Raw genomic sequence first — 26,648 nt, 5'->3', positions numbered from 1 at the left:
CCGTCCGTGCAGTTCGAGGTGTGGGCACCACAGGCCGGTCGTGTGACGCTCCGGTGCGACGACGTCATACACGCGCTGGAGCGCGATCCGGAGCGGGCGGGGTGGTGGCGGGGCGAGGCCGAGGCGCGCGAGGGGTCCCGCTACGGCTTCGCGCTGGACGACGGGCCCGTGCTGCCCGATCCGCGCTCGCGGCGGCAGCCGGACGGCCCGGACGGGCTGAGCGCGGTCGTCGACCACGAGCGCTACGCGTGGCGCGCGGCGTGGCAGGGACGGCCGCTGCCCGGCGCGGTGCTGTACGAGCTGCACGTGGGGACGTACACCCCCGAGGGCACCCTGGACGCGGCGGCCGAGCGGCTCGGTCATCTCGCCGAACTGGGCGTCACTCATGTTCAGCTGATGCCGCTGTGCCCCTTCCCGGGCACGCACGGCTGGGGCTACGAGGGTGTCTCGCTGTGGGCGGTGCACGAGCCGTACGGCGGGCCCGAGGCGCTGAAACGCTTCGTCGACCGGGCCCACGCACTCGGCCTGGGCGTGGTGCTCGACGTGGTGCACAACCACTTCGGGCCGTCCGGCAACTACCTGCCCGTCTTCGGTCCGTACCTCACGGACACCCACCACACGCCGTGGGGCGCCGCGGTCAACCTGGACGCGCCCGGCTCGGACGAGGTGCGCGCGTTCCTGATCGGCAGCGCGCTGGCGTGGCTGCGCGACTACCGGATCGACGGTCTGCGCCTGGACGCGGTGCACGCGCTGGTGGACACGCGCGCGTGCCACTTCCTGGAGGAGCTGTCGACGGCCGTGGACGCCCTGGCCGCCGAGACGGACCGGCCGCTGTTCCTGATCGCCGAGTCGGACCTGAACGACCCGCGGCTCATCACCTCCCGCGCCGAGGGCGGCCTCGGGCTGCACGCGCAGTGGAACGACGACTTCCACCACGCCCTGCACACCACCCTGACCGGCGAGTCGCAGGGCTACTACGCCGACTTCGCGAAAGCTCGGCTCGGCGGCCTCGCCAAGACCCTGACCGGCGGTTACTTCCACGACGGGTCGTACTCCAGCTTCCGGGAGCGCCACCACGGGCGCCCGCTGGACCGCACGCGGGTGGCCGGCCACCGGCTGCTCGGCTACGGGCAGACCCACGACCAGATCGGCAACCGCGCCCAGGGGGACCGGCTTTCGGCCCTGGTCTCCCCCGGACTGCTGGCGTGCGCGGCCACGCTGATCCTGACGGCGCCCTTCACCCCGATGCTCTTCATGGGCGAGGAGTGGGCGGCGGGCACGCCCTGGCAGTTCTTCACCGACCACACCGACCCGGAGCTCGCGGACGCCGTACGGCGGGGCAGGCGGCGGGAGTTCGCCGCGCACGGCTGGAAGGAGGAGGAGGTTCCCGACCCGCAGGATCCGGCGACCCGGGACCGTTCCTGCCTCGACTGGTCCGAGCCGGAACGCGAGCCGCACGCGCGCATGCTGGCGTGGTACCGGCAGCTCCTCGCCCTGCGCCACGAGCAGCCGGACCTGACCGACCCCGACCTCGCCGACACCAAGGTGGCCCACGACGAGGAGCGCCGCTGGATCGCCTTCCGGCGCGGGGACGTCCTCGTGGCCGTGAACCTGGCCTCCGAGGAGGCGCCCCTGCCGCTCGGTGTGCCCCACGCGCGTGTGCTGGCCGCGTGGGAGCCGGTGGACCGGCCCGGGGCGGACGGGGTGGTGCGGCTGCCCGGGGAGTCGGCGGTGGTGCTGCTGCAGGAGTGAGCGCCCGGCGCGTCAGGGGAGTTTGGCGTCCTGCGCCTCGATGACGGGCGTGAGGAGCGCCGGCCTCGCGATGTAGGCGCCGCCGACCGCGGTGTAGACGGCGATCTCGTCCCCGTGGCGTACGACGGTGGTGCGGATCGGCCGGGAGCCGCCGCCCTTTTCCGTGATCATGCCGCGGTACGCGAGGGCCTCGTCGCCGGCGTCGGGGGTCTCCTCCGGCTCGAACGGGTAGTACAGCTCGCCGTGGCCGTTCGCCTTGACGGTGAAACCGAGGGAACAGCCCTGCACGGCGTCGCCGAGGAGAGTGTCCATCGCCGTCATCGCCATGCCCTGGTCGTAGGTGGCGAGGGTGACGTAGATCCGGGTGCCGGGCGCCTCCTCGGTCGAGACGACGCGACTCAGAAAGGCCTGCGGCCTGCCCAGGGGCAACTGGTGTGTCATGGCCGCCAGCGGTATGCAGGGCCCGTCGCCGGTGATCTCCCGCGCGGACCTGGCGAAGACGGACTTCCCCTTGGTCGGGTCGAACTCCCGCACCGACCAACCGGTGCCGAGGTCGGCCCGGGCGACCAGGAGCGCGGTGACCCGCTGCGCCGGGGTCGGCTGCCGCTTCGGGGAAGCCGTGGCGCCGGGCATGGATTCCGTGGCCGTGGCGGAGCAGCCGGCCAGCGAGATGACGGCGGCGATGGTCAGCAGGGACATGCCCGCCGCGGTGGTGCGCTTCATGAGCGGAGGATAGCCCTGCGCACCTGCGCCGCCCGGCCTGCTACAGGGCGTCGTCCGCGTCCCCCAGGTCCGTCACCCGTTCCAGCAGGATCGGCTCCCAGGCGCGGCGCAGCCGGGTCCGCAGCAAGGTGGCGTCCTTGCCGGTGAGGTCGTCGGCGAGATGGACTACGGCGTCGCAGCGGGCGAGCCACAGGCCGCGCAGGCAGGGGCGGGCGCCGTAGCCGGCGAGGGTGGCGGCGCGTACGGCGGCGGGTGAGCCGACGGCGAGAGCGAGACCCGCGATGTCCTCGGCCGGGTCACCGACGGCCGTGCCCGCCCAGCCGAGCACGCCGCGCACCCTGCCGTCGGCGCTGACCACGAGGTGGCCGCCCGTGAGCGCGTGGTGGGTGAGGACCGCCGAACCGGGCTGCGCGGCGAGCTGGGACGCGGCGGGCGGGGTGAGCTGGTTCAGACGGGCGGGGTCGAACTCGTCGGCGCCGGCGAGGCGTTCGGCGGCGCGTACGGCGGCCCGGCGCAGCGCTTCCAGGGAGCGCGGCGCGGCACGCGGCACGCCGAGTGTCTCGGCCTGCCGGACCGGCACCTCGCGCAGGCCCGTGAGGAGCCCGGCGAGGTCGGCCTCGCCGACGGCGGACACGTCGTGCTCCTCCCCCGAGCCGCCGGGCACCTTGGTGTCCAGCGTGTAGCTCAGGCCGGGCGCCCACTCGCCGTGCGCGACGCTGACCGGCACCGCCATCGGGACGTGCGGGCGGACGAGGTCGCGCAGGCGCAGTTCGCGGCGCTGGCGCAGGGTGGCCTCCCGGTCGGGGGCCAGGCGCAGGACGTGGCGGGTGCCGACCCACCAGGTGACGGGTTCGGCATCCGAGGTGGCGGGCCGGACGTCGGGGCCTGGGCCGCTCCCGCCCTGCCGGTTCTCCTTGCCGCCCCTGCCGCTCCTGGCGTCCTTGGCGTTCCTGCCGTCCTTGGCGTCGTCGAGGAGGGACTGGACCAGCCGGCGGACGGTGTCCGCGGTGGGTGTGGGTGCCTGGGTCATGGTCGCGCCGTTGCCGTTCGGGAGGCGTGCTGGGGACATCGGGGCCTCACTCCACTATGACCAGCTCGCGCGTGGTGGTGTTCAGGCGCCGCCCGCCGTCCTCGGTGACGGTCACGATGTCCTCGATGCGGACACCGAACCGGCCGGGCAGGTAGATGCCCGGTTCCACGGAGAAGCACATGCCGGGCACGAGGGGCCGCTCCTCGCCCTCGATCATGTAGGGCGGCTCGTGGGTGGTGACGCCGATCCCGTGACCGGTGCGGTGGATGAAGTACTCGCCGTAGCCGGCGTCGGCGATGACCCGGCGGGCGGCCCGGTCCACGTCCTGGCAGGCCGCCCCGGGCCGCACCGCGCGGAAGCCGGCCTCCTGGGCCTCGCGCACGACGTCGTGCACGCGGCGCTCCTCGTCGGTGGGTTCGCCGACGTGGACGGTGCGGGAGGTGTCGGAGCCGTAGCCGTCCCGCAGGCCGCCGAAGTCGAGGACGACCATGTCGCCCCGGGCGATGACGCGCTCGCCCGCCTCGTGGTGCGGGTCGGCGCCGTTCGGGCCCGAAGCGACGATGGTGAAGTCGACCTGTTCGTGTCCGTGCCGGCGCAGCAGCCGGTCGAGGTCCGCGGCGACCTCGGCTTCCCGGCGTCCGGCGAAGGGGACGTTCCGGATCTCCTCGAACGTCGCGTCGGCGGCGGCGCCCGCGGCCGTCATGAGGTCCAGTTCCGCCGCGTCCTTGACGGCTCGCAGCATCGGCAGGGCTTCGGTGAGCGAGGCGTAGGAGCTGCCGGGCAGGGCCCGCTGGAGGGCCAGCAGGTGCAGGGCCCAGGCGTTGTCGCTGACGCCGAACCGGCCGGAGGTGTCCAGGAGGGCGGCGGTCGCGGCGTAGGGGTCCTTGCCGTCGGTCCAGTCGCGCAGGGTCAGCGCGGCCGCGCCGGCCGCCCGGTGCGCGTCCGGGGCCTCCAGGGCGGGGACGACCAGGACGGGGTCCTGCCCCGCCGCGAGGACCAGCAGGGTGAGCCGCTCGGTGACCGCCGGGGGCGTGTAGCCGGTGAGCCACACCAGGTCCGGTCCCGGGGCGATCAGCAGGCCCGCGAGACCGGCCTCGGCGGCCGTCCGCGCGGCGCGCTCCATGCGGGACCGGTAGTCGTCGGCGGTGAAGGACGCTGCCGTGCTTCCGGTCATCCGGGCCTCCCAGGCGGGCGAAGGGGCTACGGGCAGCATCCTGCCCGGCCGAAGGGGGCAGCGCGAGCGGTCTGCGGGCATTCACCCCGCGACCTGCCTAACGGCAGTGGATTGCCATGGCATTAGGTCTAATGTTTTGATGCAGCTCTTCCATTAGCTTTCGGCCGAGGGGGGCGTACGACGGTGCTGGTACTGGCACACATCAGCGATCTGCATCTGGACGGGAGCGCGCGGGCCACGGAACGCGCCGAGCGGGTGCGCGACCGCCTCTGGGAGCTACCGGGCCCCGTGGACGCGCTGCTGGTGACGGGGGACATCGCGGAACATGGCACGGAACCCGAGTACGAGGAGGCCGCCCGCATCCTGGGGCTGCGCGCCGGTGACGCCCCGTTCCCGGTGCTGACCTGCCCCGGCAACCACGACAGCCGTACGCCCTACCGCAAGGCGCTGCTGGACCGGCCCGGGGGCGAGGGGCCGGTCAACAGTGTGCAGGTCTTCGACGACGGCGCGGTGCTGATGTGCGACTCGAGCATCCCGGGCCGCGACGACGGGGAGCTGGACGAGGAGACGTACGACTGGATCGAGTCGGCCCTCGACGAACTCGACGACGGGCTCCCGGCCCTGCTCGCCCTCCACCACCCGCCGGTGACGCTGCACCACCCGCTGCCCGACTCCTACCCGCTCCGGCACCCCGGCCGGCTGGCCGGTCTGCTGGCCCGCCGGCCCGAGATCGCCGGGCTGATCACCGGCCACGCCCACACCCCCGCCGCCACCACGTTCGCCGGGCGGCCGCTGGTCGTCGGGCCCGGCGTGACCTGGACGCTGCGGCTGCCCTGGGAGGGCCGGCAGATCGCGGACCGGGAGGCGCCGCCCGGGTTCGCCCTCCACGTCCTGGACGGCTCGGGCCGGCTCACGAGCCACTTCCGCGTCGTGCCGTGAGGGCGCGGCTCACGCGGCGACGGCCGGTACGAGTGTCAGCTGCTCGTAGCCGCCGCTGCGGTGCCGGACCGTCAGCCTGACCTCGGAGCCCGGTCGGGCGCGGGCGACGGCCCGGACCAGATCGGCGGCCGTGTCGATCCGGGTCGTGCCGAAGGCGAGGAGGACGTCGCCGCGCACCAGACCGGCGGCCTGGGCCGGCCCGGGGACGTGCAGTGCCACGACCACGGCCCCCGGCTTGCGGGCGTCCATGACCTGAACGCCGAGGGAGGCGGCGGTGGGCGCCGAGGGAGCGGAGGCGGGTGAGGCAACGGGAGATGACGGAAGGTGCCACCCGCGTGGGTCGAGGCGTCCGCCCTTGCCGAGGACCGTGGTCCCCATCGCCCCGAGGCCGATCCCGGACAGCACCAGGACCGCGCCGGCGAACCCGGCGAGCAGGACGTCGAGGAGCCGCCTCCCCCGGCGCCGGGCGGCGACGGGGCGCGGCCGTGACGGGCCGGGCCCCGTCGCCGGCGCGGCCCCGTCGGGGTCCTGTCCCGGCATCGGCTTGGGTCGCAGCGCGGTCTGTTCCATGGCTCGCCTCCGCATGGTGCCGATCGGCTCCGGCGGATCCCGGAGCGATCTCGGCAGGTGCTCTACCCGGAGCATCGGCGGCCGACGAGCCACGAACGAGTGAGACTGACCGAGGGCCGGGGCGGCCAGGGACGGCGCCGAACGCGGACACGGCTCGTATCGCACCCGGGTCGCCGGACGCCATACAAGCCGTGGAGCAGGCAGGGCGCCCGGGCGGTGTGGCGCTCCGGCCGGGCGATCGCCGCCCTCAGCGAAGGGGTACGGCCGGGGTGCCCTTCCGGCCGGGACGTCGCCGCCTCAGCGAAGGAACACGGCCAGGGTGCTCTTCCGGCCGGGACGTCGCCGCCTCAGCGAAGAAAGGGCACGGGTACGGCGGGTGGCCGGTCCGGGAGGAAGCCGTGGGCGCGCCGGGACAGCCACGCGTCCTTGTAGCGGTCCACCTCCCGATGCCAGTGGAGAATCCCGGACAGCCAGTTGCGCAGGTCCGTCACGTACTCCCCCATCGCCGCGCGCGCTTGTGCCGAGAGCCGGAAGTCGTCGTAGAGGATGGGAAGTTCATGTGCGACGACGTGCTCGAACTGGCGCATGCGCTGGCTCATCAGGTCGTGCACGATGCCGAGCCCGGTCGGGTAGTCACAGCCGAAGAAGGACTGCACCACGAGGATCGCGTTGTGGATCTCGCCCTCGAACTCGATCTCCTTCTGGTACGAGAAGACGTCGTTGAGGAGGCATGCGAAGTCCATCGCGGCGTTCTCCAGGGAGCGGACCGGCCCGCTGCGGTAGACCTCGGGCGGCACGGCCGGGCCGTGTCCCCTCCGGCACAGGCTCAGGGTGAGGTCGGAACCGAAGGTCGCCCTGCGCATCTCCAGGTAGTCCACCGGGTCGGGCACGCGGTTCTGGAGCTGGTTGGACAGCTCCCACACCCAGCTCTCGGTCATCCTGTCGACCGCGTCCTTGAACGTGCGCCGCGCCTCGGGCGTCATCTCGGCGGTGGTGCGCGCCCACAGGTCGACCAGCCCGCGTTCCATGGCGTTGACCGGCGGCGGGGGCTCCTCGCCGTCGACCGGCATGCAGTCGGACAGGCGGGCCGTGGTCAGCCGGGCGGCGGCGAGGTCGCGGCGGTGGCCGTAGACCAGTGGGTAGTAGTCGTCGCCGTAGGTGCCCCAGGCGAGCCACTGCGCGCTCAGGTCGAGGGCCTCGGACGTGGCGTCCGGGTCGAGGCCGGCCGAGCAGAGCGCGAGGTCGTAGGCGCGGAGTTTGTCCTCGTCCCAGACGCCCTCGGCGAGGATGCCCATGCGTTCCACCCAGTCGCGCAGGCTCCTGCGGGCGTTGTCGAGGTGCGGGCTGAGCTCCAGCGGGAACGGCATGCGGATGTCGGGGATCCGCGACGGCCCGACCTTCTGGTACGGCACGTGGGTGTACGAGCGCAGCCGCCGTTCGGCACCGGCCGACGCGAGCAGGGCACGGACGTCGGCGGCGGAGGCGCCGATGGCGGAGCATCCCGGCCACGGGCCGTCACCGCGCGGCGCGTTCTCGTTCATGTAGCGGCTGGAGCGCAGATGCCACTCGTGGCCGCCGGACTGCCAGTCCTGCAGCCCCTTCGTGTACGCCGCCACGGCCGCGAGTTCGTCCGGCCTCAGACCCTTCTCCAGGGCCACGGCGGGCACTTCGGTGAACGCCGTGTGCTCGAACTGGTGGAGGCGGGAGGTGAGGATGTCGTTGACGGTGTCGGCGGCCTCCTGGGTGGTGCAGCCGAAGAAGGTCTCCAGGACGAGCACGCCGTTGCTGTTCTCGCCCTCGTCCTCGACCTCGCGCTGGTAGGAGAACAGGTCGTTGCGCAGGTGCACGGCGTCGGAGAACGTCTCCATCAGCACCCTCAGCGGCCTGGTCCCGGCGACGCTGGCGGGCACTTCGGCGGTCGCGTACTCCACGAGCCCCGCCGACCAGGGGGCGCCGCCGACCTTGCGGCGCATCTCGATGTATTCGACGGGGTTGGCGATCCGCCCCTCGTTGATGTTGGACAGCTCCCACATCGACTCGTTGAGGAGGTGCTCGGTGGCCACGGCGAAGCGGCGGCGCCACCCCTCGGACATCTTCGGCACCGTGCGCGCCCACAGGTCGGCGAGGCCCGCCTCGACCGGGTTCTCGGGTTCCGGCACGGGAGCGAACAGGTCCAACGGCATGAACAGGGGCAGCCGGTCCAGGTGGGCCTTGCCGGCGGCACGGTCCGGGCTGCGCTTGTACATCTCCAGGAAGTGGTCGTCGAAGAAGAAGACCCACACGTACCAGTCGGTGATGAGGGACAGGTCGGGGCCGTCGCAGTCGGGGTGGGTGTACGCGCAGAGCAGGCCGTAGTCGTGCGCGTCGAGGTCGGCCTGTTCCCAGACGCCGGATCCCTCCAGCATGCCCATCTCGCGCGCCCACCCGGTCGAATGCGCCCGGGCCTCGTCGACGTGCGGGTTCAGCCGCGCGGGGTGCGGCATGTAGAAGTGCGGGAGTTCGAACGGCTGCGTCATGGCCGGGCCCTACCCGGAGGCCCGCAGTGACATCCACCGGACCGGACATGATCACACTATCGCGTGAATCGGGGCCAACGCGGGAGTCATGACCGGGACTTGCGGCGTTCGTCCGCCGACCGCGGCTTTGCCCTCACCGCTTACCGGGCGCCCCGTACCTGGATCAGCGCGTGCGTGCCGCTGGTGCGCCAGCGCTGGTTTTCCGCCGCGACCAGGGCGGTCTCGGTGTGCGCGTCGAGGCCGGTGATCACGTCGGACTTGAGCGTGCGCAGGGCGGCGACCGGGCCGGGGAAGTAAGCCGTGACGTCCGGGAAGGGGGTCGTCGGGGCCCACAGCCGGTCGCCCACCAGGCGGCGGTAGTTGAGGTCGCCCTTGACGATCGTGAGCGTGGCCGAGGCGAACTCGGCGCGCAGGTCGCCGGGCATCTCCTCGTACGGCAGCGGCGCGCTGGAGAAGGGGTGGGCACGGAGGGTGAGGCGGCCGTCGGCCAGGGCGGACCACAGCTGCCGCCCGTACGCGGCGGCCGCTCCCCCCGCGCCGGTCAGCCGGCGCAGCGCGTCGACGACGTCGGCGGTGGTGGCGTCGGAGACGTAGTAGGGGTAGGGCTTGACGTGCAGGACCGCCTGCTCGATACGGCCGGTTCGAAGGAGGTGGGCGACGAGGAGGAGGTCGGGGACGAGTTCGCGGCCCGCGTTGTCGGCGACCAGGCACAGGGTGCCCCCGTCGGCGCCGTCCAGCAGCGACCAGAGCCGGTCACTGTCGTCGGCGACCAGGCCGGGCGCGGCGTCCGCGGCCCGCGCGCCTTCGGCGGAGAGGCGGAAGCCGAGGTCGGCGCGATTGCCCCACAGGGAGCCGTGCAGCAGGGCCTGTGCCTGTTCGGCGGCGGGGCGGTCGGCGAGGTCGTCGAGGGCGGCGAGTTCCTGGTCGGTCTCGGCGGAGTCGAGTTCGGCGAGCTTGAACGGGCGGAAGGGGTCGATGCCCTGCCAGGGACCCTGGCCGAAGTAACCGACGGCCTGGAGCAGCCGGCGGTAGAACCAGCTCTCGGACCACAGCCACGGCACGTCGAACCAGGAGCGTCCGGTGTGTTCGCGCAGCCCCCAGGCCTCCCAGTGGTCTTGGTCGTGCGCGTCGGCGGGGAGGGGTTCGATCTGGCCCTCGGTGCAGTTGGCGAGCAGTTCGTCGAGGGCGCGGTGCTGCGCCGGTCCGTACGGGAAGGCCTCGCGGACCTGCTGGATGATCGCGGGGTGCCGCTCGGCCAGCACACTGTGGGGGAAGCCGCCCGGCTGGTTGGCGAGGAGCACGGGTGCGGAGGGGGTGTCGGGCATGGGCCTCACCGTAACGCGCGCGCCCCTCGCGCGGGCCGAGCCTCCCGCCCTCCGGTCACACGGGGGCGATCTCGCGCTCCAGGCGCGCCGCCAGGCTCAGATAGCGGGCCCGGCGGGTGACCGGGACCAGGCCGCGAATGAGTATGTTCCACATCTCGGCCGTCCGGCGGGGCTGCCGCGCGACCGGCTCGCGGGAACGGCCCACGACGCGGGTGCCGACGAAGAAGCAGACCAACGAGTGGGCCACGACGTCGATATCGATGTCGGGGTGCACGTCGGACTCCTTGACCGCGCCGACGAGCCGGGCCGTGACGATGTCCAGCCACTCGGTGAACGGGTGACTCAGGGGCGGCCTGGGCCGGATCCCGCCCGTGGCGAGCCGCAGCCCGGCCCGCAGCACCGGGTCCTCGACGGACATGCGGGTGATGCCGAACGTGAGGCGCATCAGCGCCTCCATAGAGGTGTGGCCGCGGTTGTCGGTCTCCGTCGCCAGTCGGCGGGCGGTGTGCGACTGGAGTTCGAGGATCGCGTGGGCGAGATCCTCCTTCGCCGCGAAGTGGAAGTAGAGGGCACCCTTGGTGACGTGAGCGTGCTCCACGATGTCGCTGAGACTGGTCGATTCGTAGCCGCGACGGTCGAACAGGTCAGCGGCGGCCGTGATGATCGTCGAGCGGGTCTGCTCGGCTCGCAACTGCCTCGCCATCGACTGAACTCTCCCGGGACGGAAATGAACGGGTCATGCCGTTTGTTTTTACCCCCCGTACACGATAACTCACCCTGAGACGGCGCTCATCACACCAGTGTGCCGGAGTGCGGGTGCACATCCGGCAAAACAAGCGCAACTGGTGAAAGAAAACAGCGCGTTCGGTATCTAACTGTGGGGGATGTGGGGCCAAACGTAAAGGCGGGCCGGCCGGTGCCCCATCCGCACCGGCCGGCCCGCCCGCTCCGTGGCCCGCCTCGTTCAGAGTTCCCGAAGGAGGATCACAAGGATCAGAACGTCAGCTTCCAGCCGTTGAGGGTGCCCGTGTCCTGCGCCGCGGTGTCCTGGACGCGCAGCTTCCAGGTGCCGTTGGCCGCCTCGGCGGAGGCGTTCACCGTGTACGTGGTGTTCACGTTGTCGGCCGAGTCCGACGCGGCGGACTTCAGGCGGTACGTCGAACCGTCCGGCGCGACCAGGTCGATGACGACGTCGCCGCGGTAGGTGTGGGTGATGTCCACGCCGACCTGGAGGGCGGAGGGGGCGTTGCCGCTGCGGCCGGTGACGGTGATCGGCGACTCGATGGCCGCGCCGTTGTCCGGGATGGCCACGGCGGTGGTGCTGGAGAAGGTCGTGCCGGTGGACGAACCGCCCTTCACGGCCTGGACCGTCTTGGCGGCGTCCGCGAGGCCCGCGCCGCAGCCGCCGGAGCAGGTGCCGGGCAGGGCGCGGGCGTTGGCCTTGATGGCCGACTCGATCTGCGCCGGGGTGAGGGCGGAGTTGGCCGACTTCATCAGCGCGGCGAGGCCCGCGACGTGCGGGGTGGCCATGCTGGTGCCCTGGTAGGAGGCGTAGTTCTCGCTCGACGGCGTCTTCGTGCCGGAGTTCAGCGTGGAGAGGATGCCGTTGGCGGTGGAGGTGCGGGTCTCACCGCCGGGGGCGGCGATGTCGACGAGCGAGCCGTAGTTGGAGTACGAGGCCCGGCTGCCGGCGCGGTTGGTCGCGGCGACGGCGATGACGTTGTTGCAGTTCGCCGGGGAGGCGTTGGAGACGTTCTGGTTCTCGTTGCCCGCCGCGACGACGACCGAGGTGCCGCGGTTCACGGCGCCGTTGATGGCGCTCTGGGTCGCGGACGAGCAGGCGCCGCCCCCGCCGAGGCTCATGTTGATGACCTTGGCGACGTTGGTGTTGGCGGGCACGCCGGAGACGGTGCCGCCGGACGCCCAGGTGATGGCGTCGATGATGTCGGAGTCGTAGCCGCCGCACTTGCCGAGGACGCGGACCGGCGAGATCTTCGCGCCGTAGGCGATACCGGCGACACCCTTGCCGTTGTTGGTGGCGGCGGCGATGGTGCCGGCCACGTGGGTGCCGTGCCACGAGGAGGTGGAGGCGGCGATGCCCTGGCCGCACTCGTTGTCGTTGTACCAGTCGCCCGGGTCGGCCGGGTTGCTGTCACGGCCGTTGCCGTCGACGGAGACGGCGGTGTCGGAGATGAAGTCGTAGCCGCCGACGATGTTCGCGGCCAGGTCGGAGTGGGCCACGTAGCCGGTGTCGATCACGGCGACGGTGACGCCGCTGCCGGTGGTGGTGTCCCAGGCGCCGGGGACGTTCATGCCCGCGGTCGACTCGAACAGGTCCCACTGCTTGCCGTACTCGGTGTCGTTCGGCGTGACGGCCGTCGGCTTGTTCAGGCGGTCCGGGACGACGTAGGCGACCTGCGGGTCGGCCTTGTACTGGGCGACGACGTCGGCGACGGAGGCACGGTCGGGCTGGTCGCCCAGCTCGACGAGGGCGGCGCCGGTGCCGAGGCGGCGCTGGAAGTCGATCTCCTCGCCGGTCTTCTCGGCCTTTGCGGCGGCGTCGGCGGCGGCGGCCTTGTTGGACTTGGCCTCCGTGGCGTCGGACTTGTAGCCGACGATGAGGCGCTCGGCCTGGATGCCGGGGGCCGCTTCGGTCTGGGCGGCCGGCACCGCGGCCGGGCGGGGAGCGGACTCCTGGGCGACGGCGACCGAGGCGGGGGCTGCGGTCAGCAGTGCGGCGGAGACGGCGGCGACGGATATCAGCTTCCGTCTGAGCTCTGGGGAGGTACGCACGGTCGTTGCCTTTCGTGGCCGGAACTCCGGGCTGGGCGGAGCGGCGGTGGACTCGCTTCGTCCTCGAAGCGCAGGGGGGTGGTTCGAAAAGCGAAGAGCGACGCGATGGCCGGCCAGGCGTGAGGCGAAAGCGGACCGTTCGGGGTTACCTGTGGGTCAGCTGTGGTCGAACGATAGGCAAAGGGAAGGTCACCGGGATACGGGGGAAACCCTCGATCAGGCTGGAACAGCACCCTCTATGGCGGGCGGTTGGGCGCCCAATGGACCCTTTTCGAGCAGGTCGTGGCGTGATGAACGCGTCGGGTCGATTTCCCGTACTGCATGACCGAACGTCGCCGCCCGGGCCGAGGAGAAGCAGACGGATGCCTCGTACGACCGCACACCGCACCGCACTCGCGGCGGCCCTCCTGACCCCGCTGCTGCTGCCGCTGTGGGCGGCGGGGCCGGCCCGGGCGCACGGTGCTCCGACGGACCCGGTGAGCCGGGTGGTGGCCTGTTCACCGGAGGGTGGTGACCGCACGGGCACGGCGGCGTGCCGTGCGGCCGTCGCGGCGAACGGCACGCCTTTCACGGCGTGGGACAACCTGCGGGTGGCGAACGTGAACGGCCGGGACCGGGAGGTCGTCCCGGACGGGAAGCTGTGCAGCGGCGGCCTGCCCGCCTACCGGGGCCTCGATCTCGCCCGTGCCGACTGGCCGTCGACCCGGATGACGCCGGGCGCGACCCTGCGGATGCGGTACGTCTCGACGATCCCGCACACCGGCACGTTCCGTATGTACCTGACGAAGCCCGGCTACGACCCGGCCGGGCCGCTGTCCTGGTCCGACCTGCCCGAGAAGCCGTTCGCCCAGGTGACGGACCCGGCACTGACGGACGGCGCGTACCGCTTCGAGGCGACTCTGCCGTCGGACCGCTCCGGGGGCCATGTGCTGTACACGGTCTGGCAGAACAGCAGCACGCCGGACACCTACTACTCGTGCTCGGACGTGGTGTTCCCGGAGACGCGGAAGGAGCAGCGGAAGCAGGAGGAGGAGCAGAAGCAGGAGGAGCCGCAGGAGGGGCAGCCCGGACGGAAGAGCGAGCCGGAGAAGGAGAGCGGGACGGAGAGCGAGAAGCGGAAGCCCGCGGCGAGCCCTGCCGCGCACTCCTCCGGGCCCGCGCCGCAAGACGACGACCACACGCCGCTGGCCACCACCTCCGGCCCGGCCTCCGGCCCGTCCGCGCCCATGCTGGCGGGCGGCGCCGCGGCGGTGCTGTTGCTCACCGGCGGCGCCGCCCTGGCCGTACGACTGCGGCGGCGCTGAATCAGCGCCCCGCAGCGGCCTAGTTGACGTTGACGGCGACGCCGCCCACTGTCACCGGGGCGTACTTGGCGGTGAAGAAGGCGTTGGCGAAGCACAGCGACGAGCCGGACACCTTGGTGAACTGCTGGTTGGTGAAGGAGATGCTGTTGTCGGCGTTGCTCGCCGTGCCGGTCAGGCCGGGGGCCTGGTAGACGCATGTGACACTGCCGAGCAGGGTGCGCAGCTTGACCGTGGACTGGACGGTGGAGCCCGCGGCCGGGGTGACGGAGACGGCGCCGCCGGAGGACACGCTGGTGGTGTAGGGCAGGTTGTCGACGGTGATGCCGCTGACGCCGAGCACCCCGATGACGTTGGTGGTGCAGCCGCTGGTGTCGAAGCTGTGCGAGGTCAGGGACTCGGTGGCGGTGCCGGGGGCGGCCGGGTTGTCGGTGACGGTGGCGGAGAACGCCGACTTGGTGCAGGAGATGCCGCTGGTGCCGGTCGCGCTGGAGTAGAAGGTGGCGGCGGTGCCGCTCGCCAGGGACGCGTCGAGGACGTCGCCGACCGCGACGGCCGCGCCGTCGGCGGTGGTCAGGACGGGGGTGTCGGCCGCGGAGGCGGGGGCGGCGAGGCCCAGGGCGGCGACGGCGGCGGTGAGGGCGAGGAGGGTGCGTGTACGCATGCGGGTGTGCCTCTTTCCATAGCGGGGGGTGAGGGGGTGGCGCCGGGCGTCCGCCGTGGCCGGCCCGTCACGCCTTCTCCGTACGTGACGGGCCGGCAACGGCAGGCCGGACACCGGCCGGAGGTTCACACGGGAGGGGACCTCCGGCCGGGCCGGGCGGGGGGTGGCTGGTGGCACGGCGCCAGGGAAGCGGCCATGCCGTGGCGTGGGCTCGGGCGAAGGAAAGCCCGTGCGGACGCACCGGGCGACGAGATGCCCGTACGGGGACGGGCGGGTCCGGGACACGGGGACGTGCCGCGTGACGGATCCGGCGCCACGGATCCGGTGGGACGAGGAGAGTTGTAGACCTGCGTCTCCGTCAACGTCAAGGCTTTGCAAGGGAGTTGTATGTGTGCTGAGTGTTGCTGGGCATGGGCGGCTCACCCCTGGCGCACAACCGACACTCTTTGTTCACAACTCTCTTGACCCCTCATGTAACCCCCGGTAACTTCCTCGACGGCTACTGCGGCGTAACGAGAAAGCCCTTGCAACCGCCGGGGGTTGCGGGAGACGTGCGTACGCGGTCGATGTCCGCGCCAGGGCAACGTGCCACCGAAGTCCGATCCGCACCGACATGCACCTGGAGCAGACATGACCTCCGCCGAGCACACCCCCGAAAGACCGGACGGCGCCACCGCCCCCGACGTCCAGGACGCTCCCGCGCGACGCGGCCGGGTCCGGGCGCGTCGCGCCGCGGTGATGGCGGTGCCGGCCACCCTGGCCGCCGCCGGCCTCGCGATCCTCACCGCCGAGGGAGCGCTGGGCGTGCAGTTCGCCATCTCCGGCATGCCGTTCACCGTCACCGCGACCGAGCTGAACGGCACCGGCTTCGCGCAGTTCGGCGGCCTGGACGAGATGGCCGAAGGCAGCCCCAACGCGGGCGACACCGGCGGCCAGGTGCTGGTCGTCACCTCCGTGATCAAGAACGCGACGCTCTCCAAGCTGTGCCAGAGCGTGGACCTGGGCGGCACGAACCTGGTCATCAGGGCGGGTGAGGGCGCGCAGAAGGTCTCCGCCAGCGATCTGACGACCGACTCCACCGTGCTGACCGGTGACGCCGCGTTCACCAACATCGAGATCGGCAACGACGCCAGCACCCTGAACAAGGCCGGCCCCAAGGGCCGCGGGCCGAAGGGCGTGTTCAGTCAGCAGTCCGACACGGTGCACATCGCCAACCTGCGGCAGACCAACTACGCCACGACGGCGGGCGTGTTCAAGCTGCCCGGCCTGAAACTGGGCTTCAGCGGATCGGGCTGCTGATGTCGCGCGGTCCGCGCGAGGGATTCCGGCCCGCCTTCCGGCAGTGGCGGGCCGGCCGCCCGTTCTGGGGCGGGCTGCTGCTCGCCCTGGGCGGGGTGGAGGTGCTGCTCACACTGAAGGCGTCGCTGGACGTCATCCTGCACGTCGGCATGCAGGGCCTGGCCGGCTATCTGCTCCCGGTGGTGATGCTGCTGTGCGGCGTGCTGATCCTCTTCAACCCCACCCAGCGCCTGTTCTACTCGGTCATCGGCGTCCTGGTCTCCCTGGGCACCTGGATGACCTCCAACCTGGGCGGCTTCTTCGTCGGCCTGCTCCTGGGCGTGACCGGCAGCTGCCTCGCCTTCGGCTGGCTCCCGGACCAGGAACCCCGCGTGGGCCGCAGGCAGCGCCGCAGGAAGGCCAAGGCGGCGCAGGCCCTGACACAGCCCCTGGAGCACAGGACCGGCCAGACCGCCTGAATCAGGTCAGTGATCCTCCGTCCCCTGGCGCCACCCGGCCGCGGCCACTTGGCTGGACGTGTCGCGCGCTCGCCCGCCAGCGTGTGCGCGTCCCGCTACCAGCCGTCAGCCCAGGGAGAGTCCGATGGAGTTCAGCCGCCCGATGGTGATCGACCCGACCGGCCGCGACATCCACGGCGAGGCCGCCCGGATCCGTGAGCGCGGACCCGTCACACCCGTCGAACTCCCCCACGGTGTCCCGGCCTGGGCGGTCAGCAGCGCGCCGCTCCTGAAGCGGCTGCTCACCGACCCGCGGGTGTCGAAGGACCCACGCCGGCACTGGCAGCGCTGGATCGACGGCGAGGTATCACCGGACTGGCCGCTGTACACGTGGGTCGCGGTGCGGAACATGTTCACGGCCTACGGCACCGACCACACACGGCTGCGCACCCTCGTCTCCAAGGCGTTCACCGCCCGCCGCACCGCCGCGCTGCGGCCCCGGATCGAGGAGATCACGGCGACGCTCCTCGACCGTGTCGCCAAGGCGGGGGCCGAGGGGCTCGCGGTCGATCTGCGCGAGGAGTTCTGCTATCCGCTGCCCATCCAGGTCATCGGCGAACTGCTCGGCTTACCGGCAGAGTTGGGTGCCGAGCTGCGGGTCGTGGTGGACGGCGTATTCCACACCTCGGCCGACGCGGCGGAAGTCGCCGACATCTACGCCCGGTTCTACGCCGTCCTGGGTGAACTGGTCGCCGCGAAACGGGCCGCGCCCGGCGACGACCTGACCTCCGCGCTGATCTCGGCCCACGAGGAGGAGAGCGGCACGCGGCTCAGCGAGCAGGAGCTGCTCGACACGCTGATGCTGATGATCAGCGCCGGTCACGAGACGACGGTCAACCTGCTCGACAACGCCGTCCATGCCCTGCTCACCCACCCCGCCCAGCTCGCGCACGTCCGCGAGGGGCGGGCCTCCTGGGACGACGTCATCGAGGAGACGTTGCGGGCCGAGGCGCCGGTGGCCAGCCTGCCGCTGCGGTACGCCGTCGAGGACCTCCCCCTCGGCGAACTGGGCGGCCCGGACGGCGCGGTGATCCGCAAGGGAGAGGCGATCCTCGCCGCGTACGCCGCCGCCGGACGCGATCCGCAGCAGCACGGCCCGGACGCCGCCGTCTTCGACGTCACCCGAGCCTCGAAGGATCATCTGGCCTTCGGGTACGGGGTCCACCACTGCCTGGGCGCCCCGTTGGGCCGGCTGGAGGCGCGCGTGGCCCTGCCGGCGCTGTTCGACCGCTTCCCCGGCCTCACTCTCGCCGCACCGGCGGGCGGGCTTGAGCCGGTGGACTCCTTCATCTCGCACGGCCATCGGTCGCTGCCGGTTCTGACCGGCTGACGGGCGGTGCGTCGGGCGCCGCGTCCGGCGGAGACGGCTCCGCGGCGCCCTCCTCCTTCAACGCCTTGGCCTCGCTCTTGAGGATCCGCATCGAGCGGCCCAGCGATCGCGCCGTGTCCGGCAGCTTCTTCGAGCCGAACAGGACGATCACGACGATCGCCACGATCAGCAGATGCCAGGGCTCCAGTCCGTTGCGCAGCACGTCCTGCCCTCCCTCTCGTCGACAGTTGCTACATTGCGCAACTGTACAACCCACGGGCGAGAGGCAAACGGACGCCGATGACGGTCACCAGCAATCGGACGACGGACCCGCCGCGGCACCGGAGCGGGGGCACCGGTCGCGGCAACCGGGGCGCGCCCCGGGACCACAGGCGCCGGCGCGGCCGCCGCAGCGGAGGGGGCGTACGCACCGCCCTCCTGGTCACCCTGGCGTTGCTCGTCCTGGCCGCCGGCGGGGCCGGCTGGCTGTATCTGAAGCTGGACGGCGACATCAGCACGTTCGACTCCGGGGGACTCTCCGACAACCGCCCGGACGCCGGTTCGTCGAAGGGCCAGAACGTCCTGGTCATCGGCTCCGACACCCGCACCGGCGGCAACAACGCGCTGGGCGGCGGCGACAAGGACGACGTGGGCCGCTCCGACACCGCCTTCCTGCTGCACGTCTACGCCGACCACCGGCACGCGATCGCCGTCTCCATCCCCCGTGACACGCTGGTCACGATCCCGCCCTGCCAACTCCCCGACGGCACGTGGACCAAGGCCCAGCCGGACACGATGTTCAACGCGGCCTATTCGGTCGGCCAGACGCCGAAGGGCAACCCGGCCTGCACCCAGAACACCGTCGAACAGCTCACCGGGCTGCGCGTCGACCACACCATCGTCGTCGACTTCAAGGGCTTCGCGGACCTGACGGACGTGGTGGGCGGGGTCCGGGTGTGCCTGCCGCAGGACGTCTACGAGAACGATCTCAACCCGCATCTCACCGCCCCGGGCAAGCTGCTCTTCCACAAGGGCGAGCAGACCGTGTCGGGGCAGAAGGCGCTGGACTACGTCCGGATCCGGCACGGCATCGGCGACGGTTCCGACATCGGCCGGATCAAGCGCCAGCAGGCGTTCGTGGCGAGCCTGCTGAAGGAGGTCAAGAGCAAGGGCCTCACCCCCACGAGGCTGTTGCCGCTGGCCGACGCCGCGACGAAATCGCTCACCGTCGACCCCGGCCTCGGCTCCGCCGACAAGCTGATCTCCTTCGCGATGTCCCTGAAGGACATCGACCTGCACAACACCAAGTTCGTGACCCTGCCCTGGCGTTACGAGGGATCCCGGGTGGCGATCGTGCAGCCGGACGCGGACGCCCTGTGGGCCGCGCTCAGGTCCGACCGCACGATCGACGGCAAGAACGCCGGCGGCAAGAAGAGCGGAACCTCCGGTTCGGGAGCGTCTTCCGCATCCCCGGCGCCGGTCTCCGGTGAGGGCGCCGACGTCGCCGTCTACAACGGCACCGCCGTCCCCGGCCTGGCCGCCCGCGCCGCCGCCACCCTGACCGGGGACGGCTTCACCGTGACGGGCACTGCGACGGCGGCCGACCAGGACCACCCGACCACGCTGGTCGAGTACGGTCCGGGCCTGGAGGACCGGGCCCGGACCGTGGCCCGGGCCTTCCCCGGGGCCGAGCTGCGGTCCACGACCGGCAGCGGGGTGAGCGTCGTCCTCGGGCAGTCGTACGCGGACGCCCCGGCGGCGGGCGCCTCCGCGTCCCCGGCGCCGACCGCCGTGCCGTCCGAGGTCGCCGACGGGGCCAGGTCCGCGGACGACAACCCCTGTTCGAACCTCACCTACGGCTGACGCGGCCGGTGCCGGGTCCGGGCCGCCGCCAGGGCCAGGGCGTACAGGCCGAGGACGACGGCCGGCAGCAGGTAGTACGCGGCGGGCAGGGCCGTCATGCCGAGGGCCGCCCCGAGGGGGCTCGGCGGGAGGAGCAGGCCGACGGCGGCAAGGCCGGCCGCCGCCAGGCCGACCGGTCCCGGCGCGCGGCCCGTCGCGTCGCGCCTGCCGGTGCGCAGGAGCAGCATCACCGCGGCCTGGGTGAGCAGGTTCTCGGTGAACCAGGCGGAATGGAACACGGCCTCGTCGTTCACCGCGTCGGGGCCGTTCAGCGCCAGCGCGAGGACGGCGAAGGTCGCGAGGTCGGCGAGCGCGTTGAGCGTCCCGAAGCCGAGGGCGAACCGGAGGAAGGCGCGCGGCCTCAGCACCGCGGGGCCACGCAGGGCCGCAGCGCCCGGACGGTCGTGGGCGAAGGCGAGCTGGGCCGCGTCGAAGCACAGGTTCTGGGCGAGCACCTGGGCCGGGAGCATCGGCAGGAAGGGCAGGAGCAGACCGGCGGCGAGCATGGCGACGACGTTGCCCAGGTTCGAGGAGAGCGTGACGCGCAGGTACGAGGCGATGTTGCCGCTGGCGTGCCGGCCCGCGGTGATCGCGTGGCCGATCGCCGTGAGGTCCTTGTCGGCGAGCACCACGTCGGCGCTCTCCCGTGCCACGCCGACGGCCGAGCGGGGTGCGATGCCGACGTCGGCGGCGCGCAGCGCGGCCACGTCGTTCACGCCGTCGCCGAGGAAGCCCACGGTGTGCCCGGCGGCGCGCAGCGCGGCGACGACGCGGGCCTTGTCCTCGGGGGTGCAGCGGGCGACGACCGTCGAGTCGCCGGGGCCGTCGGCGACTTGTGCGGCGGTCCGCACCTCGCCCGGGTCCAGGCCCAGGTCCCGGCAGGCCCGGGCCGCCGTGGCCGGGTGGTCGCCGGTGAGGACCTTCACGGTGACGCCCCGGTCGGCCAGGGCGCGCAGCGCCTCGGCGGCGGTGGGGGCGAGGGCGTCCCGGAAGGTCACCAGACCCCGGAAGGTCAGGCCCCGGGCGTCGGCCGTGCGGGCGCCGGCGGGACGGTCGGCCGTGGCGACGGCCAGGACGCGCAGGCCGGCGTCCGCCTCCCGGGCGGCGAGGGCGAGCAGCCGCTCGTGTTCGCCGGGTGCTGTCGCGCAGCGTTCCAGGACGGCTTCCGCGGCCCCCGTGAGGACGACGGTGTGCTGCCCGAGGCCGCCCCGTACCACCGCCGTCGAGGTGCGCCGCACGGGATCGAACGGCACGGCGTCCACCCCGTCGTACTCCTCGCCCACCGGCCCGGCCGCCTCCAGCAGGGCCTCGTCGAGGGCGTCGGGGGCCGGGAGTTCGGCGAGCTGGAGCGTCCACCAGGCGCCGACGGCGGCCCAGCGCAGCACCTCGGGGCCGTCCCGCCCGGCCGGGTCGAGGGCCCTCTCGACGACCGGGCGGTCCTGGGTGAGGGTGCCGGTCTTGTCGACGCACAGCACGTCGACCGCGCCCAGGTCGTGCAGGGCGGGCAGCCGTTTGACGATCACGGCGTGCGCGCGGGCGAGGAGGGCGGCGCCCCGGGCCAGGCAGGTCGTGACGATCACCGGCAGCATCTCGGGCGTCAGCCCGACGGCGACCGCGACGGCGAAGGGCAGTGTCTCCAGGCCGCGGTCGCGCAGGGTCGCGTTCGCCATCAGCACCAGCGGCGGTGTCAGCAGCATGAACCGGATCAGCACCCAGGAGATGCCGTGCACGGACCGGTCGAAGGCGCCGCCCTGCCGGGGCACGTCCGGCACCCGGTGAGCTGCGGCGAACCGCGTCGCGGCGCCGGTCGCGGTCACGACGGCGGTGCCGCTGCCCGAAGAGATCGTGCTGCCCTGGAAGCACAGCCGGGACTCGTCGGGGGCGTCGTCGTCGGCCGCCCGCTTCGCCACCGGCGCCGACTCCCCGGTCAGCGCCCCCTGTTGCACCATGAGCCCGCGGGCCCGCAGCAGCCGCACGTCCGCCGGGACCAGATCGCCGGGACCGAGCCGGAGCACGTCGCCGGGGACCAGCTCGGCGACCGGCACCTCCCGGGGGTCCGGCTGCTCGGCGGGGTCGGTGCGGCGCAGCACCGTGGCGGTGCCCGCGACCAGTTCGCGCAGGGCGGCCAGGGACCGGTCGGCCCGGTGCTCCCCGCTCGCCCGCAGCACACAGCTGACCGCGACCAGGGCGAGGATCACCACGGCGGTGCCCCAGGAGGCGACGGCGGCGGACACCAGGCCCAGGCAGAGGAGTACGGCGGTGAAGGGGTCGCGCAGGGCGCGTGCGCACCGGCGGGGCCAGGAGGGGGTGCGGCGGTCCGGCAGCGTGTTCTCGCCGAACGCGGCCAGCCGGGAGGCGGCTTCCGTGTCGGTCAGACCGCGGGGCCCCGACTCCAGCCGCCGCAGCACCTCCAGTGTGGTGCCCTCGGCGGGCTCAGAGGCCACGGAGGCGGCGGCGCGCCGGTGCGGCGCGGTCGGTGAGCCGGTCCACCAGGAGCCGTACGACCTCGACGACGTCGGGGTCGTCGACGTAGTACACCTGCCGGCGGCCCTCACGGCGGGAGCGGACGAGTCCGGCCAGCTTCAGTTTGGTGAGGTGCTGGCTGACCGCGGGCAGCGCGCCGCCGACCCGCTCGGCGAGCCCGGTCACGTCGCTCTCGCCCTGCGCCAGCGCCCAGACGATGTGCAGCCGGGCGGGCGAGGCGAGCAGAGCGAAGGACGCGGCCGCCTGGGCGAGCACGTCCTCGGAGGGGTCCTCGAAGCCACCGCCGGCTGCCGCCACCGTCACCGCCCCTTCCGTCGCCTGCCTCGCCTGTGCGCCGCCCAGTCTAGGCGGCCCTGAAGGGCCCCCGCGGCAAGCGTTTCTGACGTCGTCAGACCCGTCCGCACGTGCGTCCGAACCGCGCGGACGGTATGGAAAAGCCGAGGTGGGAGCATCCGCGACCACCCCTTGTTCGACCGGCCGGACAGATCATCACGATGCGGCAGCATCAACTCACGGCAGGTGGCCGCTCACTTGACGACCGGTGGTCACACACGGTTGGCTCCGGGCCAGCGAGAGTCATCCGGTCGGTGCAGCCCTGCGGCCCCGTCTGCACTCTCACCCTGCTCTTGCACGGCCGCACAGCGAGGTCCGCCCCCCCATGAACACTCCTTGCCCGCCCCACACCTCCGGCAGAGGCGTCCGTGTCGCGGCTCTGCTGTCCGCCCTGTGTCTGCTGGTGTCGGGCTGCTCCGTCCTGGGCGCGGCCGACGACGCGGCGGGCGGGGACGCCGCGGGCGGACCGGGCGGCGGGATGAAGGTCGCCCTGATCACCCACGGGGGCAAGGGGGACGCCTTCTGGGACCTGGTGCGCAAGGGCGCCGAGACGGCTGCCGCCAAGGACGGCGTCGACCTGACGTACGCCGGCGACGCCGACCCGGCCGCGCAGGCCGGGCTGGTGCGGGACGCGGTCCGCGACAAGGTCGACGGCATCGCGGTGACGCTGGCCAAGCCGGCGGCGATGCGGGGCCCGATCGCCCGGGCCAGGGCGGCCGGCATCCCTGTCGTCGGACTCAACTCCGGCATCGACGCCTGGCGGCCCGCGGGCCTGCTGGAGTACTTCGGCCAGGACGAGTCGGTCGCGGGCCGGGCCGTCGGCGACAAGCTGGACGACGTCAAGGCCGAGCACGCCCTGTGCGTGGTGCACGAGCGGGGCAACGTCGCGCTCGAGGCACGCTGCGCCGGGATGCGGAAGACGTTCCGCGGCGACACCGACAACCTGTACGTGGACGGCAGCGACATGAACGCGGTGACCGCCACGATCGCCTCGCGACTGCGGCAGGACACGAGCATCGACGAGGTCGTCACCCTGGGCGCCCAGTACGGGCTCAGTGCCGTCAAGGCCGTGCGGCAGTCCGGCAGCCGGGCCGAAGTCGCCACGTTCGACCTGAACAAGGATCTGGTCGAGGCGGTGAAGAGCGGTGAGGTGCAGTTCGCCGTGGACCAGCAGCCCTACCTGCAGGGCTACCTGGCGGTGGACGCCCTGTGGCTGTACCGGACCAACGGCAACGTCAGCGGTGGCGGCACGGCGCCGGTGCTCACCGGTCCCGCGTTCGTGACCAGGTCGAACGTGTCCGCCGTAGCGCGGTTCGCGGCCGCCGGGACCCGGTGACCGGGCGCTTGTTGTGACGGTGTCGCCAAAGATTCGGTCAGGCCCGGCCCGCAGGTCCACTTGTACGGATAACATCCTGCGCATCCCATGTGCCGTGCCCGGGACGGCACCACCCCCTCGCCCGTCCCTCACACCCCCCGCCCTCTCCCCCTCCTCCCCGTTCCTCACCCCCCGCTGATCGCCCTAGGACGACGATGCCTCGACGGACAGGTGCCCGGCGCCGCCTCGGTTCCATACGCCTCTCCCTGGTGCTCCTGGCCCTCGTGCCCAGCGTCACCCTCGCCGCGATGTGGGGCGTGACGACGATCCAGATGTTCTCGGAGGGCCTCAGGCTGCGCGACCAGACGGAGCTCAGCCGGTCGACCGGCGCCATGGGCACCGACGCGACGCTCGCGCTGCAGCGGGAACGCAGCCTGTCGGCCGCCTGGCTGGCCTCGGCGAAGGGCTCCCGGGCCGCGCTCGACGCCCAGCGCGAGGAGACCGACAAGGCGGTGGCCAAGCTGGTCGGGCAGGCGGACGCGATCGAGAAGGCACCCGCGCGCATATCCGACCGGCTGTACTCGGTGCTGGGCTCGGTGGGCAGCCTGGAGTACTACCGGGACCAGGTGGACCACCCGACGGACATCACCGCGCAGCAGGCACTGGACCAGTACTCGTCGATCATCGACGACCAGATCCACGCCTTCCAGGAGCTGTCCCAGGTCGACGACGGCGACCTCACCTCACAGGCCGGCCCGCTGATCGGTCTCGAGCACGCGGCGGAGCTGGTCTCCCGGGAGGACGCGCAGCTGAGCCTGGCCTGGCCGACCGGGCACCTGGACGACAAGACCTGGACGCAGTTCACGGAGATGGTGAACACCCGGCGCTGGCTGGTCCAGGACCAGGTCATGCCGCAGCTGACGGGCAGCGCCAAGACGCAGACCGAGCGGATCCTGGCGAGCCGGGACTGGCAGACGCTGCAGTCCGTCGAGGACCGGGTGCTGGCCTCGCGCAACGCGTCCGGCAGCGCCGACCGGATCGCTCTGCCGGACGTGCAGAAGCAGTGGTCCGCCGCCATGGACAGGCTGTCCGATCAGTACACGGCCCTCATCGAGCAGCAGACGGCGAGCCTGCTGCAGCGCAGCGCCGACAAGGCGGACGCCCTGCTGCTCAAGGCGGCCCTGCTGAGCGCCGGCGGACTGCTCGCGCTGCTGCTGTGCGTCGGCATGTCGTGGCGGATCACCCGCTCGCTGTCCCGGCGGCTGCGCGGCCTGCGTCGGGCCGCCGTCAGCCTCGCGCAGGAGCGGCTGCCCGACGTGGTGGCGCGGCTGGAGCGGGGCGAGACGGTCGACCCGGAGTCGGCGACCACTCCCCTGGACTACGGACACGATGAACTCGGCGAGGTGGCACGGGCGTTCAACACCGCCCAGCGCACGGCCGTGCACACCGCCGTCGAACTCGCCGACACCCGGCGCGGCTTCCAGAAGATCATCCTGGGCATCGCCCGCCAGAGCCAGAACCTGGTCAACCTCCAGCTGAGCAAGCTCGACACGCTGGAGCGCGAGCACACCGACCCCGACATCCTCAAGGGCCTGTACGAACTGGACTCCACGGCCAGCCAGTTGCGCCGTTACGAGGAGAACCTGGTCATCGTCAGCGGCGAGCGGCCCGGCCGCAGCTGGAGCGAGCCGGTGGCGCTGATGGACATCCTGCGCAGCGCGGTCGGGGAGGTCGCCGAGTACCAGCGGGTGGAGGTGCTCACCGAGGAGGAGGTGTGCGTCGCGCCGCCCGCGGTCGCCGACGTCATCCATCTGCTGGCCGAGCTCATCGACAACGCGACCGCGTACTCCGCCGCGCCGAGCTCCGTCACGGTGCGGGCCCAGATGGTGGCCAAGGGCCTGGCCGTCGAGGTCGAGGACCGGGGCCTAGGCATGTCGGAGGAGGACTACACCTCCTTCAACGAACAGCTGGCGGTGCCCCCGCAGTTCGACGTGGTGGCGCTCGCCGACGACCTGCGCCTCGGCATGTTCGTGATCGCTCAGCTGGCGCACCGGCACGGCATCGCCGTCACCCTGCGCTCGTCGCCCTACGGCGGGACCACGGCGATCGTGCTGATCCCGCACGAGATCGTGGTGCGGGAGCCGGCGGGCAGCGCGGCGCCGCAGCCGCGGGCCGCCGGGTCCGGAACCGGCCCGAACGGACTCGCGGCCCCGGCCGGGCCGCGAGGAGCGGGCGGCGGCGCGGAGGACGGCGACGTCCAGGAGGACGGGCCGTCGGCGGTGGAGGCGGTGGACGGAGGGGATGCGAGGGACGCCGGGCCGAGCGGGGCGCCGCAGCGTGCCGGGGCGCCGGGGGGACCCGGGGGCGCCGCGGGGTCCGTTCGCGAGCTCAGACCCCTCGTCACGGCCCGCACCGCCTCCGTCGTCCCGTCCGCCGACCGCGAGGTCGTCCCGCGCCGGGACGGTCTCGCCCCGCTCCCCCGCAGGGTGCCGCAGACCAGCCTGGTGGAGGAACTGCGCGAGGAGGCCGCACCGGCCGTCGACGACGGCTCACTCGACGACTTCACCGCGGAGGCCGCCGCGTCCTCCCTGGCCGGCTTCCAGCGCGGCACGCTCCGGGCCCGTGACGACGCCGAGCCGCCCCACCCCGACGAGACGGCCGTGGTGCCCCGGCAGGCCGCCGCCGATCCCGTCGCCCCGACTCCGCCCGCAGACCGCTGACG

The 26,648-nt window shown here is 72.8% G+C and carries 21 protein-coding genes; 9 read left to right on the top strand and 12 right to left on the bottom strand.

Annotation, left to right across the window (positions count from 1 at the left end; translation table 11 throughout):
* The first annotated feature begins 6 nt into the window (after positions 1 to 6).
* Positions 7 to 1,752, top strand: a complete 1,746-nt coding sequence (treZ, locus tag ACFY5B_RS07860; protein ID WP_389966036.1) for a malto-oligosyltrehalose trehalohydrolase — start codon at positions 7 to 9, stop codon at positions 1,750 to 1,752.
* A gap of 12 nt (positions 1,753 to 1,764) precedes the next feature.
* Here treZ and ACFY5B_RS07855 read toward each other — a convergent pair whose 3' ends face one another.
* From ACFY5B_RS07855 to ACFY5B_RS07845, 3 genes are read right to left on the bottom strand one after another with little or no spacing between them, the layout of a single operon-like run.
* The gene (locus ACFY5B_RS07855; RefSeq protein ID WP_389966033.1) at positions 1,765 to 2,475 is read right to left on the bottom strand and encodes a hypothetical protein; all 711 of its coding nucleotides are present in this window, start codon (positions 2,473 to 2,475) and stop codon (positions 1,765 to 1,767) included.
* A gap of 40 nt (positions 2,476 to 2,515) precedes the next feature.
* Positions 2,516 to 3,505, bottom strand: coding sequence for an aminoglycoside phosphotransferase family protein (locus ACFY5B_RS07850; protein WP_389966464.1), 990 nt, complete (start codon positions 3,503 to 3,505; stop codon positions 2,516 to 2,518).
* A gap of 46 nt (positions 3,506 to 3,551) precedes the next feature.
* The gene (locus ACFY5B_RS07845; protein WP_389966030.1) at positions 3,552 to 4,679 is read right to left on the bottom strand and encodes an aminopeptidase P family protein; all 1,128 of its coding nucleotides are present in this window, start codon (positions 4,677 to 4,679) and stop codon (positions 3,552 to 3,554) included.
* 183 nt (positions 4,680 to 4,862) lie between these two features.
* On the opposite strand from ACFY5B_RS07845, the gene ACFY5B_RS07840 reads away from it, so the two are divergent.
* A complete protein-coding gene (locus ACFY5B_RS07840; protein ID WP_389966028.1) occupies positions 4,863 to 5,618 on the top strand; it encodes a phosphodiesterase in 756 nt (251 codons plus the stop codon).
* 9 nt (positions 5,619 to 5,627) lie between these two features.
* Here the strand turns inward: ACFY5B_RS07840 and ACFY5B_RS07835 are convergent, their stop codons facing one another.
* From ACFY5B_RS07835 to ACFY5B_RS07815, 5 genes are all read right to left on the bottom strand, one after another.
* Positions 5,628 to 6,188 (bottom strand): PDZ domain-containing protein, encoded by a 561-nt coding sequence (locus ACFY5B_RS07835; protein ID WP_389966025.1) that lies wholly within the window; start codon positions 6,186 to 6,188, stop codon positions 5,628 to 5,630.
* Between the two features lie 347 nt (positions 6,189 to 6,535).
* Positions 6,536 to 8,704 (bottom strand): germacradienol/geosmin synthase Cyc2, encoded by a 2,169-nt coding sequence (gene cyc2 / locus ACFY5B_RS07830; RefSeq protein WP_389966022.1) that lies wholly within the window; start codon positions 8,702 to 8,704, stop codon positions 6,536 to 6,538.
* Positions 8,705 to 8,844: 140 nt separating this feature from the next.
* Complete coding sequence (locus tag ACFY5B_RS07825; protein ID WP_389966019.1) at positions 8,845 to 10,029, bottom strand: damage-control phosphatase ARMT1 family protein; 1,185 nt, start codon at positions 10,027 to 10,029, stop codon at positions 8,845 to 8,847.
* Positions 10,030 to 10,084: 55 nt separating this feature from the next.
* Positions 10,085 to 10,732 carry a ScbR family autoregulator-binding transcription factor gene (locus ACFY5B_RS07820; protein WP_344463333.1) on the bottom strand — a complete coding sequence of 216 codons (648 nt, stop codon included), beginning with the start codon at positions 10,730 to 10,732 and terminating at the stop codon, positions 10,085 to 10,087.
* A gap of 290 nt (positions 10,733 to 11,022) precedes the next feature.
* Entirely contained in the window at positions 11,023 to 12,822 is a 1,800-nt protein-coding gene (locus ACFY5B_RS07815) for a S8 family serine peptidase (RefSeq protein WP_389966016.1), read from the bottom strand.
* Positions 12,823 to 13,184: 362 nt separating this feature from the next.
* Here ACFY5B_RS07815 and ACFY5B_RS07810 point away from each other — a divergent pair, with 362 nt between their 5' ends.
* Positions 13,185 to 14,126: a lytic polysaccharide monooxygenase gene (locus tag ACFY5B_RS07810; RefSeq protein ID WP_389966013.1), complete on the top strand. Its 942-nt coding sequence runs from the start codon at positions 13,185 to 13,187 to the stop codon at positions 14,124 to 14,126.
* 19 nt (positions 14,127 to 14,145) lie between these two features.
* Here the strand turns inward: ACFY5B_RS07810 and ACFY5B_RS07805 are convergent, their stop codons facing one another.
* Entirely contained in the window at positions 14,146 to 14,787 is a 642-nt protein-coding gene (locus ACFY5B_RS07805) for a Tat pathway signal sequence domain protein (protein ID WP_389966011.1), read from the bottom strand.
* A gap of 630 nt (positions 14,788 to 15,417) precedes the next feature.
* Here ACFY5B_RS07805 and ACFY5B_RS07800 point away from each other — a divergent pair.
* The 3 genes from ACFY5B_RS07800 to ACFY5B_RS07790 all read left to right on the top strand — a co-directional run bounded on the left by ACFY5B_RS07800 (position 15,418) and on the right by ACFY5B_RS07790 (position 17,913).
* Entirely contained in the window at positions 15,418 to 16,086 is a 669-nt protein-coding gene (locus ACFY5B_RS07800; protein WP_389966008.1) for a DUF6230 family protein, read from the top strand.
* Positions 16,086 to 16,544, top strand: coding sequence for a DUF6114 domain-containing protein (locus tag ACFY5B_RS07795; RefSeq protein ID WP_389966006.1), 459 nt, complete (start codon positions 16,086 to 16,088; stop codon positions 16,542 to 16,544). Before ACFY5B_RS07800 ends, ACFY5B_RS07795 begins: the two co-directional genes overlap by 1 nt.
* A 124-nt stretch (positions 16,545 to 16,668) precedes the next feature.
* Complete coding sequence (locus ACFY5B_RS07790) at positions 16,669 to 17,913, top strand: cytochrome P450 (RefSeq protein WP_389966004.1); 1,245 nt, start codon at positions 16,669 to 16,671, stop codon at positions 17,911 to 17,913.
* Here ACFY5B_RS07790 and tatA read toward each other — a convergent pair.
* Entirely contained in the window at positions 17,870 to 18,115 is a 246-nt protein-coding gene (gene tatA / locus ACFY5B_RS07785) for a Sec-independent protein translocase subunit TatA (RefSeq protein ID WP_389966001.1), read from the bottom strand. The two genes, ACFY5B_RS07790 and tatA, sit on opposite strands and share 44 nt — an antisense overlap.
* Positions 18,116 to 18,192: 77 nt before the next feature.
* Here tatA and ACFY5B_RS07780 point away from each other — a divergent pair, with 77 nt between their 5' ends.
* A complete protein-coding gene (locus ACFY5B_RS07780) occupies positions 18,193 to 19,755 on the top strand; it encodes an LCP family protein (protein ID WP_389965998.1) in 1,563 nt (520 codons plus the stop codon).
* On the opposite strand, the gene mgtA is transcribed toward ACFY5B_RS07780, so the two are convergent.
* Positions 19,746 to 22,238 (bottom strand): magnesium-translocating P-type ATPase, encoded by a 2,493-nt coding sequence (gene mgtA, locus ACFY5B_RS07775; protein WP_389965995.1) that lies wholly within the window; start codon positions 22,236 to 22,238, stop codon positions 19,746 to 19,748. The two genes, ACFY5B_RS07780 and mgtA, sit on opposite strands and share 10 nt — an antisense overlap.
* Positions 22,228 to 22,575 (bottom strand): ArsR/SmtB family transcription factor, encoded by a 348-nt coding sequence (locus ACFY5B_RS07770; protein ID WP_389966461.1) that lies wholly within the window; start codon positions 22,573 to 22,575, stop codon positions 22,228 to 22,230. The genes mgtA and ACFY5B_RS07770 overlap by 11 nt, the downstream gene beginning before the upstream one ends.
* 361 nt (positions 22,576 to 22,936) lie before the next feature.
* On the opposite strand from ACFY5B_RS07770, the gene ACFY5B_RS07765 reads away from it, so the two are divergent.
* Together ACFY5B_RS07765 and ACFY5B_RS07760 are read left to right on the top strand one after the other, a co-directional pair.
* Positions 22,937 to 23,947: a substrate-binding domain-containing protein gene (locus tag ACFY5B_RS07765; RefSeq protein ID WP_389965993.1), complete on the top strand. Its 1,011-nt coding sequence runs from the start codon at positions 22,937 to 22,939 to the stop codon at positions 23,945 to 23,947.
* 194 nt (positions 23,948 to 24,141) lie between these two features.
* Positions 24,142 to 26,646 (top strand): nitrate- and nitrite sensing domain-containing protein, encoded by a 2,505-nt coding sequence (locus ACFY5B_RS07760; RefSeq protein WP_389965990.1) that lies wholly within the window; start codon positions 24,142 to 24,144, stop codon positions 26,644 to 26,646.
* Positions 26,647 to 26,648: the final 2 nt, after the last annotated feature.

It is taken from the genome of Streptomyces sp. NPDC013187 (assembly GCF_042899705.1).
GTDB classification, from domain to species: Bacteria; Actinomycetota; Actinomycetes; order Streptomycetales; family Streptomycetaceae; genus Streptomyces; species Streptomyces hawaiiensis_A.
The sequence above is the reverse complement of the archived record's forward strand: the minus strand, read 5'-3'. Positions and strand labels throughout refer to the sequence as shown.

What these genes read in the sequence shown, in the direction of transcription:
- ACFY5B_RS07855 (WP_389966033.1), bottom strand. Translation starts at nt 2,475, where the DNA reads ATGAAGCGCACCACCGCGGCGGGCATGTCCCTGCTGACCATCGCCGCC.
- ACFY5B_RS07850 (WP_389966464.1), bottom strand. Translation starts at nt 3,505, where the DNA reads ATGACCCAGGCACCCACACCCACCGCGGACACCGTCCGCCGGCTGGTC.
- ACFY5B_RS07845 (WP_389966030.1), bottom strand. Translation starts at nt 4,679, where the DNA reads ATGACCGGAAGCACGGCAGCGTCCTTCACCGCCGACGACTACCGGTCC.
- ACFY5B_RS07835 (WP_389966025.1), bottom strand. Translation starts at nt 6,188, where the DNA reads ATGGAACAGACCGCGCTGCGACCCAAGCCGATGCCGGGACAGGACCCC.
- cyc2 (WP_389966022.1), bottom strand. Translation starts at nt 8,704, where the DNA reads ATGACGCAGCCGTTCGAACTCCCGCACTTCTACATGCCGCACCCCGCG.
- ACFY5B_RS07825 (WP_389966019.1), bottom strand. Translation starts at nt 10,029, where the DNA reads ATGCCCGACACCCCCTCCGCACCCGTGCTCCTCGCCAACCAGCCGGGC.
- ACFY5B_RS07820 (WP_344463333.1), bottom strand. Translation starts at nt 10,732, where the DNA reads ATGGCGAGGCAGTTGCGAGCCGAGCAGACCCGCTCGACGATCATCACG.
- ACFY5B_RS07810 (WP_389966013.1), top strand. Translation starts at nt 13,185, where the DNA reads ATGCCTCGTACGACCGCACACCGCACCGCACTCGCGGCGGCCCTCCTG.
- ACFY5B_RS07805 (WP_389966011.1), bottom strand. Translation starts at nt 14,787, where the DNA reads ATGCGTACACGCACCCTCCTCGCCCTCACCGCCGCCGTCGCCGCCCTG.
- ACFY5B_RS07800 (WP_389966008.1), top strand. Translation starts at nt 15,418, where the DNA reads ATGACCTCCGCCGAGCACACCCCCGAAAGACCGGACGGCGCCACCGCC.
- ACFY5B_RS07795 (WP_389966006.1), top strand. Translation starts at nt 16,086, where the DNA reads ATGTCGCGCGGTCCGCGCGAGGGATTCCGGCCCGCCTTCCGGCAGTGG.
- ACFY5B_RS07790 (WP_389966004.1), top strand. Translation starts at nt 16,669, where the DNA reads ATGGAGTTCAGCCGCCCGATGGTGATCGACCCGACCGGCCGCGACATC.
- ACFY5B_RS07780 (WP_389965998.1), top strand. Translation starts at nt 18,193, where the DNA reads ATGACGGTCACCAGCAATCGGACGACGGACCCGCCGCGGCACCGGAGC.
- ACFY5B_RS07765 (WP_389965993.1), top strand. Translation starts at nt 22,937, where the DNA reads ATGAACACTCCTTGCCCGCCCCACACCTCCGGCAGAGGCGTCCGTGTC.
- ACFY5B_RS07760 (WP_389965990.1), top strand. Translation starts at nt 24,142, where the DNA reads ATGCCTCGACGGACAGGTGCCCGGCGCCGCCTCGGTTCCATACGCCTC.